Here is a 16,541-nt window from a genome sequence, read left to right as displayed (position 1 = left end):
GATACGGTCCGGCGCTTCCGAATGGCGAAACCAGCGGCTTTCGATGCTGCCATCCTACCGCATTGGATCCGCCCGATCTTTCGAGAGCGTGATCGTATATTTCGGCGGAGTTCCATTGCGGTTTTTCTTCCAGGGCCTCAACCGGTCCTTCAGCCGAACCACAGTCTTCTTGTAGACAGGCGCCGGCAGTCCGGCCAGATCATAATAATCTTCGAGGATCGTGGTGCCCAAAAGCGCCTTCTCTTGCGTGTAGAAGGAAAAGTGCGCCGCAATCAGATCGCCGAAAACCTTGCCCGGCCGCCCAAGCTTTACGGGCAGCACAGCCGACAGCCACTCTTCTTCGTCTCCCTGAGGATGAAAAATGTCTCCCAGCTCAACTATTTCCGATCCGAAAAAGCCGATCGCGTTGATGGAGAACCGCGATGCCCTGACTTCGCGGTCGGGCACCCGGAAATCGCCCAGGCGGCCGGTGCGCACCGCTTCGATCAGAACCGGATGCATCGCAAGCGGGAAAGTCGGATGGGACCAAGAGAACGGGCACATCGCCTGGCAGGTCAGCGGCCCTTCGATCTGAACCGCAGAGAGGTATTTAATGAATGTGTTGCAGATGGCGTTGTTGATGATAAGCGGCGCATACCACAGGGCCGAGCCCCGTTCTGGCAACACCCGTTCCATGTACTTTTCGAAAAAACCATCCTCAAGGAACACAATGTCATCGTCCAGCCTCAGATAGAAAGCATCGGGATCGTCGCAGAAACGGAAAAATCGTCCGATGACGTCGAAACTTCCATTGGCCTGGGGCAACGTCTTGATTTTGATCCGCGAATCGGCGCTCGCTAGTTGCCTAAGATAGGCGCGATCCTGCTCGTTGCGGCAGTTGTCCCACAGATGCCATTCGTGGACACGAGAGCTCTTCAGAACATGATGGCTGAGCACGCCAAGGTATTTCTCGCGCCCGGCCGGGGTAACAACGATCAGCTTCATGGATAGTCATCCTGACACGGGGCATTTTCGCGAATGCCGAATTAGCCCTCAGTCGATAACTGGCCGCCGGTCTTGCGGCAAGCGGTCCTAGCGTTCAACCTACTTAACCGAGCAACGTTGGCGTAAGCGCAGCCAAGCAGCTAGGCAGCCCATCGCAGCATGAACATCGTCAGCAAATCTCAGATGCCGGCCGACCACCGCGATCTCGTGATCGTCAGAGCCGGCGACAGGTCCCTGCACCGTGGCTGGGGCGCGGACGAGCCTGAATGTAATTTCGACCTGATTGTTAGTTATTACGGGTCCGATCCTTCGGCCTTCGGCTTGCCTTACGAAAGACGGGCGGATCAGAAAGGCGGCAAGTGGGACGGCCTTTTCGCACTGTTCCGTCAGCAGCCTGACCTGCTTCAGCGCTATCAGTATTTCTGGCTTCCGGATGACGATCTCGAGGCCGATCGAAAGACCATCGAGGCCATATTTGCGAATATGCGCCGGCTCGACCTCGATGTCGGCCAGCCCTCCCTGACGCTCGACAGCTACTTTTCGCATTTGTCATTCATGCGCTGCGACAGTTTCGAGTTCCGCTTCGTGGACAAGATCGAGATTATGGCTCCCTGCCTCCGGGCCGACATACTGCTCAAGGTGTTGCCGCTCTTCGAACGTTCAATGAGTGGATTCGGCCTGGATTCGCTTTGGACGCGGCTGCGCGCCGACAATCGACGCAAGTCCGCCGTGTTCGATAATTTGTCGATCCGTCACACACGCCCTGTCGGAACCGCGCTTGCCCAAGTGATGTTGGAAAACGGCCTTACGCGCGAAGCGGAATACGCGCAGTTGCAGGCCAGATTTGGCCTGGATGAATTTTATCCGATCTCCTATGAGGCTGTGGACCGAAAGGGTCGCCGTTGGCGATCAAAGACCGCCATCGGCCTGCGCATGATGCTGGATTACGCCCTCCGGCTGAAGACATTCAGACAGGTGTATCGATTGAAGAAAACGCTGTGGCGCCATGTCCGCCGACAACACTTCAAGGCAACCGAACTTTCGACCGTCGCGCTCGACTTGCGTCCGGTTCACGCCGCCGACCAGGCAAAGGCATGTTGAACGGCGTCGATCTTCTTATCGTAGGGGCCGGGTTCTACGGCGCAACACTTGCCGAGCGTATTGCGACGAAGCTGGGGCGTCGCGTGCTGGTGATCGACCGACGCGCCCACGTCGGCGGCAACGCCTACACCGAGATCGACCCGGCAACGGGTGCCGAAATCCATCGCTATGGGCCTCACCTCTTCCACACGCCGAACAAAGAGGTCTGGGAATACCTGCACGCCTTCACGCGATTCAGCTCCTATAGGCACCGGGCATACTCGTCATATCGCGACCAGGTCTATTCCCTGCCGATCAATCTGGCGACGATCTGCCAGTTCTTCGGCAAACGGTTCAGCCCCGATCAAGCGCGGGCGCTGATTGCCGAGCAATCATCCGAACTCGGCGACCGGCAGCCGGCCAATCTCGAGGAGAAAGCCATCTCCCTTATCGGGCGCCCGCTCTACGAAGCGTTCATCAAAGGCTACACCGCCAAGCAGTGGCAGACCGATCCGCGCGAACTCCCGCCGCAGATCATCGCTCGTTTGCCGGTGCGCTATACATTCGAGGACGGTTATTTCAACGACCGATACCAGGGACAGCCGCTCGACGGCTACACCGCGATCTTCAAGAAGATGCTTGCGCATCCGCAGATCGAGACCAGGCTAGGCGTCGACTTCTTCGAGATCAAAGGATCGCTACCCAAAAATATTCCCGTTGCCTATACAGGCGCCATCGACCGGTATTTCGACTACGCCGAAGGGGACCTCGGATGGCGAACGATCGACATCGAATTCGAACATATGGATACGCCGGACTATCAGGGCACCGCTATCATGAATTTCGCCGACGAAGCCGTGCCTTACACGCGCATCGTTGAGTTCAGGCATTTCAACCCTGAGCGGGAATTCAACAGTGGCAGAACGTTGATCGGTCGCGAATTCTCACATTTCGCTCGTCGCGGCGACGAGCCCTACTATCCAATCGATACCCGCACCGACCAACAGATCTACGAGCGCTACCAGGCGCGCGCGCACCGGGAAGAAAACACTCATTTCGGCGGCCGGCTCGGGACGTACCGCTATCTCGACATGCACCAGGCAATCGGCGCGGCGCTCAAGGCATTCGAGACGGTCTTCATGCCGTATTTCGAAGGTCGATTGGAAACGGTATCGATGAGAAGCCGGCCTTCCTGACGGATGCCGGCGACACTTTAGGCAATCTTAGGCCTGGGCCGCGGCAGGAGCGGCGAGCTGGCTCCGGAACCACTCAAGGGTCTGTCGAATACCTTCCCGATAGCCTGTAGCAGCTTCCCAACCTGGAAGAATACGTTTGGCTAAGGTCAGGTCCGGGCAACGATTCGTCGGATCTTGAGGAACCGGTTCATGATGGACGATTGAGCTGCCCGGAACCAGGGAGCAGATGAATTTTGCGATCTCAAGGACCGGAACCTCGTAATTGTTACCGATGTTGAGCGGGCCACGATATGAAATGTTATCGCGCCAGAAGAAACGCTCCAATCCATCGACAATGTCATCGACATAACCCCAACTGCGCGATTGCAGACCGTCGCCGTAGACGGTCAGCACTCCAGTCGTGAGCGCTTGGCTTATGAAGTTCGAAATCGCGCGCCCGTCATCTATACGCGTGCGGGGCCCATATACGTTGAAGAGCCTCACCACTCTCACGTCGAGTCCTTGTGTGCGTTGGGTCTCAAACAACAGCGCTTCCGTGCAACGCTTGCTTTCGTCATAGGAGGATCTGGGGCCCGTGCAGTCCACTGAACCTCGATAACTCTCCGGTTGCGGAGAGACCAGCGGATCGCCGTACACCTCTGAGGTAGATGAAAAACAGAAGCGGCCGCCGGGCTTGAGCAAACCCAGAAGGTTGAAAGCCCCACTGATATTGGCACGAATAGTGCGAGCCGGATCGCTCATGTACCAGCGAGGCGAAGCGGGCGATGCCAAGTGAATGATTTCATCGAACCGTTGTGAGGTGGCAAATATCTCCGCACTCTCCACCTCAAGGCTCAATCGGGGATCGTCAAAGTGTGCAAGATTCTGGCGCGAGCCGGTCCATAGGTTGTCAACCACAACCAGGCGTTCGAGATCCGTGCGCTGCAAGAGACGATCGACCAGATGCGAACCGATGAAGCCGCTGCCACCGGCGACCAGCACGGCGCGACGATCTTTCCGGGTTATTCCATGCATTATCGCGCCGATTTGTTTTCGAAGCGCGCACGCTCCAAGATTCTGTCGAAAAGACACATAGAACCTTGCGAATTACAGGGCAATGTAGCGAGCGTCGTTTTCGCGACCTGCTGGATCTGGCATATGCGCGCAGAACCGAGACTGATGGAAAATCCCACGAGACCTCACCGAAGATCGACTAACCGCGGTCATCGCGACCGCGCGCCGTTCATGCGCGCATTCGGCGAATATCATCCCGGGCGGGCTAGAGCGCCCTTTGCGGACAAGGAGTTCCCGTAGCGTCGCCGCAGCGGGAGGCCGTCGGCTGCGGCCGCTGGCTCATTTCTTCGGAATGGCGCACCAGTTCAGCGAACATGAGCGCGAAACTTCCCATCATCAGGAAGACTATGATCAGACGCGTTACCGGCAATAGACAGGTCTCTCGACTGGCCAGCCCCCGCCAACCCATCCACTGTCGGCTAACATGATCGATCCGGCTTTACGAGTGTTTAAGCTTCGCCTTAACCATAGCAGCCATCACATTCGTGTCGCGGCTGTCACGAAGCGCGATTGTCGGATGTGACCCGCCGGCCCGCGCAGCGCCCTTCACAGATATGGGCGGCGCATGCTACGCCGTCGCCGGCGCGGCCCCGCAGACGGTCGCCCTCCGGGAGCCATGAGCAAAGCCGCCAGCCGTTTCGCCTTCGTCTCTTCCGACACCGACGACGCCCGCGCGGCGCTGGAAAGCCTGTCGGCGCGCTATGGGCAGGTGCCTGTCGCGGAGGCCGAGATCATCATTGCGCTCGGCGGCGACGGCTTTCTCCTGCAGACGTTGCGCGACACGATGAGCACGGGCAAGAAGGTCTACGGCATGAACCGTGGCACCATCGGCTTCCTGATGAACGAATATCGCGCCGGCGGCCTCGAGGAACGCATCGCCGCCGCGGTCGCCGAGACGATCCGGCCGCTCGAAATGGTCGCGGTGACGCATGACGGCGAAACCGTTTCGGCGCCGGCCATCAACGAGGTGGCGCTGTGGCGCCAGTCCTACCAGACGGCGAAGATCCGCATCACCGTCGATGGCCAGGTGCGGCTGGAGGAGCTCAACTGCGACGGCGTGATGATCGCGACGCCCGCCGGCTCCACCGCCTACAATCTGTCGGCGCATGGGCCGATCCTGCCGCTCGACGCGCCGCTTCTGGCGCTGACGCCAGTGAGTCCTTTCCGACCGCGCCGCTGGCGTGGGGCGCTGCTCTCCAACAAGGCGACCATACGCTTCGACATCCTGGAAGCCGAAAAGCGCCCGGTGAATGCCGCGGCCGATCATACCGAGGTCAAGGCGGTGGCCTCCATCACCGTGCGGGAATCGCCGACGGCGACGGCAACTTTGCTGTTCGATCCGAACCATTCATGGAACGAACGCATCCTTGCCGAGCAGTTCCGCTACTGAGCCGGCGCAACGATACTGTTTCGATTAAGCGTCGCGATTAAGGTTACGTCTTCACAATCGCTGTATTTCGGTCCGTTTCTGTTGACAAATCGAGGACTTGCGCCTAACTGCAACACCGATCTTGCAGGCGCGCGGCGCCTGCCGCGGCTACTGTGTCGCGATTTTCCCAACCAACAAAGACAACAAACACTTGTCCTCAGACACCACGATCGCTCAAGAAGCGTTGACATTCTCAGACCTCGGCCTGTCGCCGAAGGTGCTCTCCGCAGTCACCGATGCCGGCTACACCAAGCCGACGCCGATCCAGGCCGGCGCCATCCCGCATGCGCTGCTCGGCAAGGACGTGCTGGGTATCGCCCAGACCGGCACCGGCAAGACCGCTTCCTTCGTGCTGCCGATGCTGACGCGCCTGGAAAAGGGCCGGGCGCGAGCCCGCATGCCGCGCACGCTGATCCTCGAACCGACCCGTGAGCTGGCCGCGCAGGTCGAGGAAAACTTCATCAAATACGGCAAGAACCACAAGCTCAACATCGCGCTTCTGATCGGCGGCGTCTCATTCGACGAGCAGGACAAGAAGCTCGAGCGCGGCGCCGACGTGCTGATAGCTACGCCCGGCCGCCTGCTCGACCACCGTGAGCGCGGCAAGCTCCTTCTCAACGGCGTCGAGATTCTCGTCATCGACGAGGCCGACCGGATGCTCGACATGGGCTTCATTCCCGACATCGAGCGCATCTGCGAGATGATCCCGTTCACGCGCCAGACGCTGTTCTTCTCGGCGACGATGCCGCCGGAGATCACCAAGCTCACCGAGAAATTCCTGCATGCGCCGGTCCGCGTCGAGGTTTCCAAGGCGGCCTCCACCGCAACCAGCATCACGCAGCGGCTGGTGAAATCCGGCGCGAAGCCATGGGACAAGCGCGAGACCCTGCGCAACCTGATCAAGGCCGAAGACGCGGAACTGAAGAACGCGATCATCTTCTGCAACCGCAAGATCGAAGTATCGGAGCTGTTCCGCTCGCTGCTGAAGCATGATTTCGATGCCGGCGCGCTGCATGGCGACATGGACCAGCGCGCCCGCATGCAGATGCTCGCCAATTTCCGCGACGGCAAGCTGCGCTACCTCGTAGCCTCGGACGTCGCCGCGCGCGGTCTCGACATTCCCGACGTCAGCCACGTCTTCAACTACGATGTGCCGATCCATGCCGAGGACTATGTCCATCGCATCGGCCGCACCGGCCGCGCCGGCCGCGCCGGCAAGTCCTTCACCATCGCCACCCGCTCCGACACCAAATATGTCGACGCGATCGAGAGGCTGATCGGCACCAAGATCGAGTGGCATGACGGCGACCTGTCGACCGTGACCGAGAGCGAGGGCGAGGAGCAGCCGCGCCGCGGCCGCGGCGCCCCGCGTCGCGCCGGCCGCAAGGACGAGGACCGCAAGGACGATCGCAAAGAACGCGGCGAGCGCAAGAAGGACCGTCACGCCAAGCGCGACGAGACGCCCGATACCGCGCGCGAGGAACAGCCCGTCGCCGAAGTGGCCGATATCGCCGAACGCCGCGCCCGCAAGGACGCGATCCGTTCCGAGAACGAGCGCAAGGGCCCGGGCAACCGTCACGAGCAGCGCGGCGACGCCCGCCCGCAGCGCGACCGCCCCGGCCGCCACCGTCAGGAAGAAGACGATGCAACCGTCGGCTTCGGCGACGACGTGCCGGCCTTCATGCGGATCGTCGCGAAGGTCTGAAGTCGATCCCAGCATAGCCTGGAATGAAAGCGGCCCCCTAAACGGGGCCGCATTTCTTTTTCTGCTTCGCCCGAAGCAAGCCGGCCAAAGGCGATGCTACATCGGTCCCGGCATCATCTTGGTCGGCTTCTCAAGCATCGGGAACTCGGCCTTGCTGCATTTCACGTTCGGGTTCGTTGGACTGAACATGCCGTTCGGATTGTCTTTGAACAGCCATGCATGCAGGTCGTAGTGGACGAACTCCCTCGGAATGAGCGGATAGTGGCCTTCCATCGGCCCCATGAATTTTTGGCCGAATAATGTCGGGGCCGCCTTGGTGTCCGGTGTCAGCGGCACCAGCCATTCCACGCCGACCAGCTTCAAGCCCTTCTTCGTCGGCTCGTAGATCAGGACGTTGGGCTTCATCGGGTCGAGCGGCTTGCCGACGCTCGGGACGTTGACGAAATGGATGCCCATCGCGCCCTTCGGATAGTACATCGCGCCATCTATCTTCTCGCCGCTATAGTGGACGCAGCCGACGGTCGACAAATAGAGGTCGCGGACAGCGGCCGTGTAATCTTCATACTTGGCCAGCGATTTCTTCAAGGCTTCGATGTCGGCCTTGTTGGCGTCCTCGGCGCGGGCCGTCGCGACCCCGAACGATGTGCCGAAAAGATACGCCAAAGCGAGGACGCCGCAGCGCCCCAAGCGAGCTGTTCTTGTCATGCATTCCTCCCAGATTCCTTGATCTGGCCGTGCAAGACCGGGGCGGCAGGTGTTGATTGCGCGGCCGATTGACCGCCCCATCCCCTCTGGAACAGCAGGATGGTAATCCTTTCACGGGTTCCGGAAAAGCATCAATTAGAAAAAGCTAATGCCATAAGACCTCCGATCCCATCTTTGGACCATTTCAAACAAAAACGGCCCCGTACAAGGCCGTTTGCCTTGATGGAGTTTTGCGCCTCTACGCTCCGTTTTCTCTCAGGTGAGCGGCGACAGCTGGATTTCGACGCGGCGGTTCTGCTCGCGGCCGGCGGCGGTCGCATTGGATGCGATCGGGCGGGTCTTGCCGAAGCCGGTGACGGCGAAGCGGCGCTGATCGACGCCCTGGCCGGACAGGTAATTTGCGACGGCAAGCGCGCGACGCTGCGAAAGATCGAAATTGTGCTGGTCGCCGCCGGTCGAATCGGTGTGGCCGAAAACGTCCACCGTGGTCTGGCGGAATTTCTTCAGCACCAGCGCGACCGAATTCAGCACCGGATAGAAGCCCGGCTTCACCGCATCCTGGTCGACATTGAAGGTGATGTCGGACGGCATGTTGAGGATGATCTGGTCGCCGCTGCGGGTGACGCTGACGCCGGTGCCCTGCAGCTGACGGCGAAGTTCCGCCTCGTTCTGGTCCATCGTCGCGCCGATCGCACCGCCGGCGAGCGCGCCGATGCCGGCACCGATCAACGCGTTGCGGCGGTCATTGCCGCCGGCCAGCAGACCGAGGCTGGCACCAGCCAGCGCGCCGAGGCCGGCGCCGGCTGCCGTATTGGAGATCTTCTGGTCGCCGGTATACGGATCGGTGGTGGTGCAGGCGCTCACCAATAGAGCCGTCGCCACGGCGACGAGCACAGTCTTCTTCATGAGATTGGTCCCTCTCCAATTCGCGGCCTTTGCGGCCGCGCCAAATCAGCCCTTCCGCAGCCTTGTAGCATGAAATGCGGCGAAAAACGGAACGGGAATGCGGCCGGCAAAGTCCGGCGGTCGTTCCCGCTTCGCGTCTACCACAAATTCTTGCCGTCGATGACCACCACCTCGACCTTATCCAGGTCGAAATCGTCGAACAGGCGCGAATTGACGCTGATCTTCGAGTTGTCGAAGTCCGGCTTTCCGGTCGACCAATCAGGGGTTTCGGTGAAGGTGCCGCAACCGCAGGTGGCGCAGAACCCGTGCTTTACGGTCTTCGAGCCCCAGCGGTAGAAGGAGACGTTCTGCGGCGGGCTCGTGAGCTTGAATTGCGACGGCACATAATACGCCCATAGCGACCCGCGCTTCGAGCAGAACGAGCATGTGCATTGCGTCACCGTCCGCGGCGCCTCGGCAACCTCGAAGGTTGTCGCCTTGCAATGGCAGCTTCCCTTGATGGTCATGAACTCACCTCTCCCATTGTCCGCCACGCGCTTCTTTCACGCAATTCCGAACGGAAAACCTGGAATTGCTCCGTGGCAAGGCAACATAAAGAAGCCGTCCTGACAACCGTCTGTCAGCAGGGTATGCAGCCTTCTGCTGCCGTGGATCGAGGCCCGCGTCTTGCCTCCCGCGGCAGGTCCAAAGCCCTAGTAAGAGGGTGGCGGCACGAACAGGCAGATCGTCTTGCCGGCGTCGAGCCCGGCCTGATGCGCGCACCAGTGATATTCGCCGTCGGGCGAATTCTTGACCCGCTTGTCGCTATAGGCCACCACCTCGCCCGTGCCTTTTATGACATAGCCTTCGGGCCGCTCGCTGATCGATGACTGCGGCACCTCCTTGCAATCGAAGTTGGCACAACAGGCAAAGGGGTATTTCCAGCCTTGCGGCATAACGGCCGTAGGCTGGGCGTCGTGCGCGATGGCCGGCGGCGCCAGCACCGAGATGGCTCCAACAGCGAACAGGGAGAACAAAAGTCGGCCAGCCGGTCGAACGGCTTGGGCCGATCTTGATATGGCAGCAGACATCGAAACGTTCCTTTCGAGCATCAAGCGTTTTCGCTTGCCCGTTCCCGGAACGTATCTTCCCAGTGGCCGGATCGTCGGTCGCAGATATGCCGCACCCGGCCATAAATGCTTTTACTCCCAGCGCAAAGGCTGGGCTGATTCCTCGGTTGGCGCAAGCATCCGCTTGCATCGGCAAAGCCGCGCTTCACGCCAACCCCTGCTATCCAGAATCGTGTGCCGGCTTGGTTAACGACCGGTTAGCCGCACGGAACTGGTGCCGGACAACGGGATTCGGCTCAAGCTGGTTCCAAGCGTTCAGCCAGGAACATGCCCATCATACTGCGGCAGGTCGTCGGCGATTGTGAACCACTTCGCCTTGGACCCGACAAAGATGTGCGCGGTCGGCCGTATGGTCGGATCGTCGACCAGCGTCCCCATGGCGATATGCACATAGGCGCCGTCGCGGACCAACGAATAGATGAGCGAGCCGCATCGCCCGCAATGCGCGTCGTGGCCAGTTTCGTCACCGTAGATCAGCAGCGGGTCGTCGCCGGCGGTCAGGCGAAACTTTTCGCGCTCGATGCCGGCGAAGGGTTTGAACGCCGACCCCGTGGTGCGCCGGCAATTCGAGCAATGGCAGTTGGCGGCATAAACGAATTCGTCCGCAACCTCATAGTGGACTGCGCCGCAGAAGCATTTTCCGGTAAGTTTGCGCGTCACCGGCTCCTCCCTCGTGCGACGCGGGGACGCCTAGTCGAGGTCCGCCACTGCTTCGCCCGCGCCGCCCTCGATGCGATGCGAGAGCGAGGCTTCCATGAACTCGTCGAGATCGCCGTCGAGCACGCTCGACGGCGAAGTGCTTTCGACGCCGGTGCGCAGATCCTTCACGAGCTGATAGGGCTGCAGCACGTAGGAGCGGATCTGGTGGCCCCAGCCGATGTCGCTCTTGGACGCCTCGGTGGCATTGGCGACCGCCTCGCGCTTCTTCAGCTCTTCCTCGTAAAGCCGCGAGCGCAGCATTTCCCAGGCCTTGGCGCGGTTCTTGTGCTGCGAGCGCTCGGCCTGGCAGGCGACCGCGATGCCGGTCGCGAGATGGGTGATGCGCACCGCCGAGTCGGTGGTGTTGACGTGCTGGCCGCCCGAACCCGAGGAACGATAGGTGTCGATGCGCACATCGGATTCGGAAACATTGATCTCGATCGAGTCATCGATGACCGGATAGACCCAGACGCTGGCGAAGGAGGTGTGGCGCCGCGCGTTGCTGTCGTAAGGCGAAATGCGCACCAGGCGATGGACGCCGGACTCTGTCTTCAGCCAGCCATAGGCGTTGTGGCCCTTGATCAGCACGGTGGCGGACTTGATGCCCGCCTCTTCGCCGTCATGGATTTCCAGCACCTCGACCTTGAAGCGGCGGCGCTCGGCCCAGCGCGTGTACATGCGCAGGAGCATCGAGGCCCAGTCCTGGCTCTCGGTGCCGCCAGCGCCGGCATGGATTTCGAGATAGCTGTCGTTGGCGTCGGCCTCGCCCGAGAGCAGCGTCTCGACCTGGCGGGCCTTCGCCTCGCCCTGCATCGAACGCAGCGCCGCCTCCGCTTCCGCGATAATGCCGTCGTCGCCCTCTTCCTCGCCGAGTTCGATCAGGCCGATATTGTCTTCCAGCGCCTGCGTCATCCCCTTGACGGCGGCGATGCCGTCCTCGAGCTCCTGGCGCTCCCGCATCAGCTTCTGCGCTTCGATCGGATCATTCCAGAGGCTGGAATCCTCGGCGCGCGAATTCAGGTATTCAAGCCGCTTTACAGCCTGCTCCCAGTCAAAGATGCCTCCTCAGCAGGGTTATCGCCTGCCTGATCTCGTCGACAATGTTGAGCGTTTCCGCGCGCATGGCTCTTCGTTCGGTCCTGTTCTTTTCGGTCTTTTCGGAATAGGCGCGATACATAGGCACGGCATCGCCGCCTGTAAAGCGAAATGGGCCGGCACCAACCTGCCGGCCCATTGCGAAATCCGGCAACGTCAGTAGAGGCCGCCGCCGCCGTCCTGGATGGCCTGGTTGGCCTGCGGCGACAGCCCCGCGCCGGAACCGTTGGAGCCATCGGCGCCCATGCCGATCACCCAGTAGCTGTCGGCCGGACCGGTGCCGGGCTTGAAAGCCTCGATGATGGTGTTCGGATCGCCTTCGGCAGCACGCATGCCGGTCTTGCGGTTGATTGCGATCAGCTTCATGCCATCGGGAACCTGGAAGTCGGTGTTCGGCTTGCCGTCGAGCGCAACGCGCATGAAGTCCTTGAAGATCGGGGCTGCCAAGCCGCCGCCAGTGGCGCCATGGCCAAGGCCGCGCGGCGTGTCGTAGCCCATATAGAGGCCGACGACGAGGTTCGGGGTGAAGCCGATGAACCAGGCGTCCTTCTCGTCATTGGTCGTGCCGGTCTTGCCGGCGATGTGGCGGCCGAGCTCACCGACGGTGGCGCCGGTGCCGCGCTGCACGACGCCCTCCATCATCGAGGTGATCTGATAGGCGGTCATCGGGTCGAGCACCTGCTCGGAATTGTCGACCAGCTCCGGCTCCGGCTGGTTCTTCCATTCGGTGGCGTTGCAGCCTTCGCAGCCGCGCTCGTCCTGCTTGAACACCGTCTTGCCGTAGCGGTCCTGGATGCGGTCGATCAGCGACGGTTTGATCGATTTGCCGCCATTGGCCATGATCGAATAGGCCGAGACCATGCGCATGACGGTCGTCTCGCCGGAGCCCAGCGCCATCGGCAGATAGGGCGCCAGATGATCGTAGACGCCAAAGCGCTCGGCATATTCCACGACCAGTTTCATGCCCATGTCGTTGGCGAGCCGCACGGTCATCAGATTGCGCGACTTCTCAATGCCGGAGCGCAAGGTGGCCGGGCCGGCGACCGTGCCGTCATAGTTCTTCGGCGTCCAGGTGGTGTTGCCGCTCTGGATGGTGATCGGGCCGTCCATGATCACCGAGGCCGGCGTGTAGCCATTGTCGAGCGCCGCCGAATAAACGATCGGCTTGAACGAGGAACCGGGCTGGCGCATCGCCTGGGTGGCGCGGTTGAATTCCGACTGCGCGTAGGAGAAGCCGCCGACCATGGCGAGCACGCGGCCGGTGTGCGGATCCATGGCGACGAGGCCGCCCTCGACCTCCGGCACCTGGCGCAGCATGTAGGTGTTGTCGGAGCCGTCATTCTTCTGCACGAAAACCACATCACCGGGCTCCAGCACTTCCGCCGGAGACTTTGCCCTGACGGACTTGCCGTTGACGAAGTGGCGCATGGCGAAGCCCATGTCCTCCTTGCTGACGGTGCCCTGGACGCGTTCCTTGACCAGATCGCCGGAAATCTGCCGCGTCGGCTGGATGCCGATGGTCAGGCCGGTTGCCGAGCTGTCGAGCACGACGGCCAGCGTCCATTCCGGCACGTCCTCGAGGCCCTTCACATTGCCGAGCGGCACGCCCCAGTCGCCGGAAACGTCGATATGCGTCACCGGACCGCGATAGCCGCGCAGCATGTCGTATTTGAGCAGGCCGTTCTGCATCGCCTTGCGGGCGATAAGCTGGATTTTGGGATCGAGCGTGGTGCGCACCGACAGGCCGCCCTCGTAAAGCGCATTCTCGCCGTAGCGCGCGATGATCTGGCGGCGGACTTCCTCGGTGAAGTACTCGCCGGCAAACAGATAGGAGCCGTTGCGGCGCGGCGTCACGCCGAGCGGTTCGGCCTTGGCCTTGTCGCCCTCCTCGCGGGTGACGTAGCCGTTCTCGACCATCTGGTCGATGACCCAGTTGCGGCGCTCCAGGGCACGGTCGGCGTGCTTGAAGGGGTGATAGTTGTTCGGGCCCTTCGGCAACGAGGCGAGATAAGCCGCCTCGGCGACCGTCAGCTCGTTGACCGATTTGTCGAAGTAGGTGAGCGCGGCGCCCGCGACGCCATAGGCGCCGAAGCCGAAGAAGATTTCGTTGAGATAGAGCTCGAGGATGCGGTCCTTCGAATAGGCCTGCTCGATGCGGAAGGCCAGGATCATCTCCTTGATCTTGCGCTCATAGGTCTGATCGGAAGAGAGCAGGAAGTTCTTGGCCACCTGCTGGGTGATCGTCGAGGCGCCGACCTGCCGCCGGCCGGAACCGAAATTCTGCAGATTGACGATGATGGCGCGGCCAAGACCGGTGATGTCGATGCCCGGATGGCTGTAGAAGTTCTTGTCCTCGGCCGACATGAAGGCGGCCTTGACGCGATCCGGGATGGCCTGGATCGGCAGATAGAGACGGCGCTCGCGCGCATATTCAGCCATCAGCGCGCCGTCGGAGGCGTGGATGCGCGTCGTCACCGGCGGTTCGTATTTAGCCAGAACCTCGTAGTCGGGCAGGTCCTTCGTCAGATGGCTGATGTAGATGGCAAGACCGGCCGCCACCAGCAGCGCCAGCGTCGTGCCGATGCCAAAGAAATAGCCGATGAGACGAATCATGCCCGCTCCAGTCCGAGGTTCGGGAATTTCCTAGACGAAGCCGACAGTCGCGCAAGCTTCCAGGGGCGGTCCCAATCCGCAATCGAAAAACCCATGTCGCGACCATGTGGACAAAATACGGCAGCGCGAAATTTGAGGACTCGGTTGGCGAATAATAACGCCGGGTGTTGTCGTCATGCAACGCTGCTTGTGGTTGTAGACGTCCGGCGGTCGTGGGCGGCGGGGTCAGCCACCCGTCGCGGTTCCGGTCTTGGCGGCGGCAAACAGGGCAACCGCGTTGGTTATGCTTTGCGCCGCCTTGCCGCGCCAGTCGGCGTTGAGCAGCTGCGCCTCGTCCTTGACGTTGGAGAGGTAGCCGAGCTCGACCAGGACGGACGGCACGTCTGGGGCCCTGAGCACCCTGAAGCCGGCCGAGCGCTGCGGATTGTTGATCAGGCCGACGCTGGTCGACAGCTGACCGACCAGCGTATGGGCGAAGCTCATCGAGAAACCATGCGTTTCACGGCGGATCAGGTCAATCAGGATGTCGGTGACTTCCTTGTTGTCGTCCTCGATCTTCATTCCGGCGAACTGGTCGGACAGGTTCTCTCGATCCGCGAGCGCCTGGGCCTCCGGATCGGAAGCCTTGTCCGAGAGCGTGTAGACCGTGGCGCCGCGAAGGCCTTTGACGGCGATCGTATCGGCATGGATGGAGATCAGGAGGTCGGCCTCGTGCTGGCGCGCGATGCGCACGCGCTCGTCCAGCGCCAGGTACACGTCGTTGTCGCGTGTCATGTAGACATCGTATTTGCCGACCGCGGCCAGCTTGTCGCGCAGTTCCTTGGCAAAAGCGAGCGTGACATCCTTCTCGACCGTGCCGGCGGAGCTTTCGGCGCCGCCATCGACGCCGCCATGACCGGGATCGATAACCACCGTGAAGCGATGGCCGGGCGCCGAGACCGGTCCGGTGCCGACCCGCTCGCCCTTTTCGGTCGAAACCGTCGAACCGGTCGTCAGCGACTGGTTGGCGAGAGCTTCGTCGAACTCCCGCTCGGAGGCAGCCGACATATCGATGGCGATGCGATAGCCGCTACCGTCGTCGTTCTTGAGCACGTCGAGCTTGTCGACAGCGAAAGGGCCCTTGCCGGTGAGGATCAGGCGCGAGCCATGTCCCTGATCGCCGTAGCGAACGGCCCGTACAAGGCCGCGCGGCTTCACATCCTTGGCGTCGAGCGCGAATCGCGTGCGCGGCAGATCGACGACGAGGCGATTGGGGCCGCGCAGCAGGAACCATTTGACGTCCGGCTCGCGGTCGAAATTCACGACGATGCGCATCTTTGTGGCGTCGCCGGCCATCTTGTAGCCGGTCGCGCCAAGCAGGGTGTCGGCACGCGCGGCGGCTGTAAGGCAGAACAACAGTGCCAGCAGCAAGGCAGTCCAGGCCACGCGCAGGAAATGCCCAGCGGCCCCAACCCTCTTGTCTGCGGCGCCCGCCGGTCCCATCTCTTATCCGTCGCTCCCGGTTTGACGCATTGCGCCCGGTTTTCTCGCAGAGTGCCTGTCAGGCCGCCAACTCGATTAACGATTGGTATTCAGAGAAGGTTAACCAAGCCTTTCATGGAGCGGAAGAAGGCACCTTCCCGGGGGGAAGCGCTTTTTGCCGGCATCCGAAATCGGGGTTGCCTTCCATCCCGCCAAATCATAAAAGCGACGTTGGATCACTGCAATCCTGGAACCGCTCGCCTCAGCAGTTTCCTGCCAAAGGTTGGATGCAAAGGCGGCTCCTTTACCCTTCCAGGCTCGGGTGGTCGCGACGATTTTCGCAGGCGTGCCCTCGTGGCGGGGAATCGCTTGCGTGAGGAAAACGGCCGGGTTGGTCCCGCGCCGGCTCTTTATGAGCAAACAAGCTGGTCCGGCTCAGCCCGGGCTTTGGTTCAAAAGGTTCTGCTGGGTGCCGATGGCTTCAAGCGCAATCATGGAAAGGTCCG

14 protein-coding genes are annotated in these 16,541 nt (G+C 61.4%); 4 read left to right on the top strand and 10 right to left on the bottom strand.

The genetic code is table 11. The features are described 5' to 3' along the window. Positions 1-54 precede the first annotated feature (54 nt). A complete protein-coding gene (locus tag FJW07_RS28105) occupies positions 55-984 on the bottom strand; it encodes a hypothetical protein (RefSeq protein WP_140646955.1) in 930 nt (309 codons plus the stop codon). Between the two features lie 159 nt (positions 985-1,143). Between FJW07_RS28105 and FJW07_RS28100 the strand changes: the two genes are divergently transcribed. After that, the gene (locus FJW07_RS28100; protein WP_140859514.1) at positions 1,144-2,085 is read left to right on the top strand and encodes a hypothetical protein; all 942 of its coding nucleotides are present in this window, start codon (positions 1,144-1,146) and stop codon (positions 2,083-2,085) included. Next, positions 2,079-3,260, top strand: coding sequence for a UDP-galactopyranose mutase (glf, locus tag FJW07_RS28095; RefSeq protein ID WP_140859513.1), 1,182 nt, complete (start codon positions 2,079-2,081; stop codon positions 3,258-3,260). The genes FJW07_RS28100 and glf overlap by 7 nt, the downstream gene beginning before the upstream one ends. 27 nt (positions 3,261-3,287) lie before the next feature. Here the strand turns inward: glf and FJW07_RS28090 are convergent, their stop codons facing one another. Next, positions 3,288-4,274: an NAD-dependent epimerase/dehydratase family protein gene (locus tag FJW07_RS28090; RefSeq protein WP_140859512.1), complete on the bottom strand. Its 987-nt coding sequence runs from the start codon at positions 4,272-4,274 to the stop codon at positions 3,288-3,290. A 655-nt stretch (positions 4,275-4,929) separates the two neighbouring features. Between FJW07_RS28090 and FJW07_RS28080 the strand changes: the two genes are divergently transcribed. Both FJW07_RS28080 and FJW07_RS28075 read left to right on the top strand, forming a co-directional pair. Next, positions 4,930-5,703, top strand: a complete 774-nt coding sequence (locus FJW07_RS28080) for an NAD kinase (protein ID WP_140646950.1) — start codon at positions 4,930-4,932, stop codon at positions 5,701-5,703. A 190-nt stretch (positions 5,704-5,893) separates the two neighbouring features. Beyond that, the gene (locus FJW07_RS28075) at positions 5,894-7,447 is read left to right on the top strand and encodes a DEAD/DEAH box helicase (RefSeq protein WP_181181703.1); all 1,554 of its coding nucleotides are present in this window, start codon (positions 5,894-5,896) and stop codon (positions 7,445-7,447) included. A 96-nt stretch (positions 7,448-7,543) separates the two neighbouring features. On the opposite strand, the gene FJW07_RS28070 is transcribed toward FJW07_RS28075, so the two are convergent. From FJW07_RS28070 to FJW07_RS28035, 8 genes are all read right to left on the bottom strand, one after another. Continuing rightward, complete coding sequence (locus FJW07_RS28070; protein WP_140859511.1) at positions 7,544-8,152, bottom strand: hypothetical protein; 609 nt, start codon at positions 8,150-8,152, stop codon at positions 7,544-7,546. Positions 8,153-8,407: 255 nt separating this feature from the next. Then, entirely contained in the window at positions 8,408-9,058 is a 651-nt protein-coding gene (locus FJW07_RS28065) for an OmpA family protein (protein WP_112099652.1), read from the bottom strand. Between the two features lie 137 nt (positions 9,059-9,195). Continuing rightward, positions 9,196-9,564, bottom strand: a complete 369-nt coding sequence (locus FJW07_RS28060; RefSeq protein ID WP_140859510.1) for a GFA family protein — start codon at positions 9,562-9,564, stop codon at positions 9,196-9,198. 186 nt (positions 9,565-9,750) lie between these two features. Beyond that, entirely contained in the window at positions 9,751-10,128 is a 378-nt protein-coding gene (locus FJW07_RS28055; RefSeq protein ID WP_140646946.1) for a hypothetical protein, read from the bottom strand. Positions 10,129-10,422: 294 nt separating this feature from the next. Next, the gene (locus tag FJW07_RS28050; RefSeq protein ID WP_140646945.1) at positions 10,423-10,827 is read right to left on the bottom strand and encodes a GFA family protein; all 405 of its coding nucleotides are present in this window, start codon (positions 10,825-10,827) and stop codon (positions 10,423-10,425) included. 30 nt (positions 10,828-10,857) lie between these two features. Beyond that, positions 10,858-11,989 (bottom strand): peptide chain release factor 2 gene (gene prfB / locus FJW07_RS28045; RefSeq protein ID WP_140859509.1). Its coding sequence is split into 2 segments (ribosomal slippage): positions 10,858-11,922 and positions 11,924-11,989, totalling 1,131 coding nucleotides; the frame shifts between segments, so codons are not numbered across the junction. Between the two features lie 128 nt (positions 11,990-12,117). After that, positions 12,118-14,574 carry a penicillin-binding protein 1A gene (locus FJW07_RS28040; protein ID WP_140859508.1) on the bottom strand — a complete coding sequence of 819 codons (2,457 nt, stop codon included), beginning with the start codon at positions 14,572-14,574 and terminating at the stop codon, positions 12,118-12,120. 225 nt (positions 14,575-14,799) lie between these two features. Continuing rightward, a complete protein-coding gene (locus FJW07_RS28035) occupies positions 14,800-15,999 on the bottom strand; it encodes an N-acetylmuramoyl-L-alanine amidase (RefSeq protein WP_226891822.1) in 1,200 nt (399 codons plus the stop codon). Positions 16,000-16,541 lie beyond the last annotated feature (542 nt).

Source organism: Mesorhizobium sp. B3-1-9 (assembly GCF_006439595.1).
Taxonomy (GTDB): domain Bacteria; phylum Pseudomonadota; class Alphaproteobacteria; order Rhizobiales; family Rhizobiaceae; genus Mesorhizobium.
The sequence above is the reverse complement of the archived record's forward strand: the minus strand, read 5'-3'. Positions and strand labels throughout refer to the sequence as shown.

Coding starts and splice junctions, on each gene's coding strand:
- FJW07_RS28105 (WP_140646955.1), bottom strand. CDS start 984: ATGAAGCTGATCGTTGTTACCCCGGCCGGGCGCGAGAAATACCTTGGC.
- FJW07_RS28100 (WP_140859514.1), top strand. CDS start 1,144: ATGAACATCGTCAGCAAATCTCAGATGCCGGCCGACCACCGCGATCTC.
- FJW07_RS28080 (WP_140646950.1), top strand. CDS start 4,930: ATGAGCAAAGCCGCCAGCCGTTTCGCCTTCGTCTCTTCCGACACCGAC.
- FJW07_RS28070 (WP_140859511.1), bottom strand. CDS start 8,152: ATGACAAGAACAGCTCGCTTGGGGCGCTGCGGCGTCCTCGCTTTGGCG.
- FJW07_RS28065 (WP_112099652.1), bottom strand. CDS start 9,058: ATGAAGAAGACTGTGCTCGTCGCCGTGGCGACGGCTCTATTGGTGAGC.
- FJW07_RS28090 (WP_140859512.1), bottom strand. CDS start 4,274: ATGCATGGAATAACCCGGAAAGATCGTCGCGCCGTGCTGGTCGCCGGT.
- FJW07_RS28040 (WP_140859508.1), bottom strand. CDS start 14,574: ATGATTCGTCTCATCGGCTATTTCTTTGGCATCGGCACGACGCTGGCG.
- FJW07_RS28055 (WP_140646946.1), bottom strand. CDS start 10,128: ATGTCTGCTGCCATATCAAGATCGGCCCAAGCCGTTCGACCGGCTGGC.
- glf (WP_140859513.1), top strand. CDS start 2,079: ATGTTGAACGGCGTCGATCTTCTTATCGTAGGGGCCGGGTTCTACGGC.
- FJW07_RS28060 (WP_140859510.1), bottom strand. CDS start 9,564: ATGACCATCAAGGGAAGCTGCCATTGCAAGGCGACAACCTTCGAGGTT.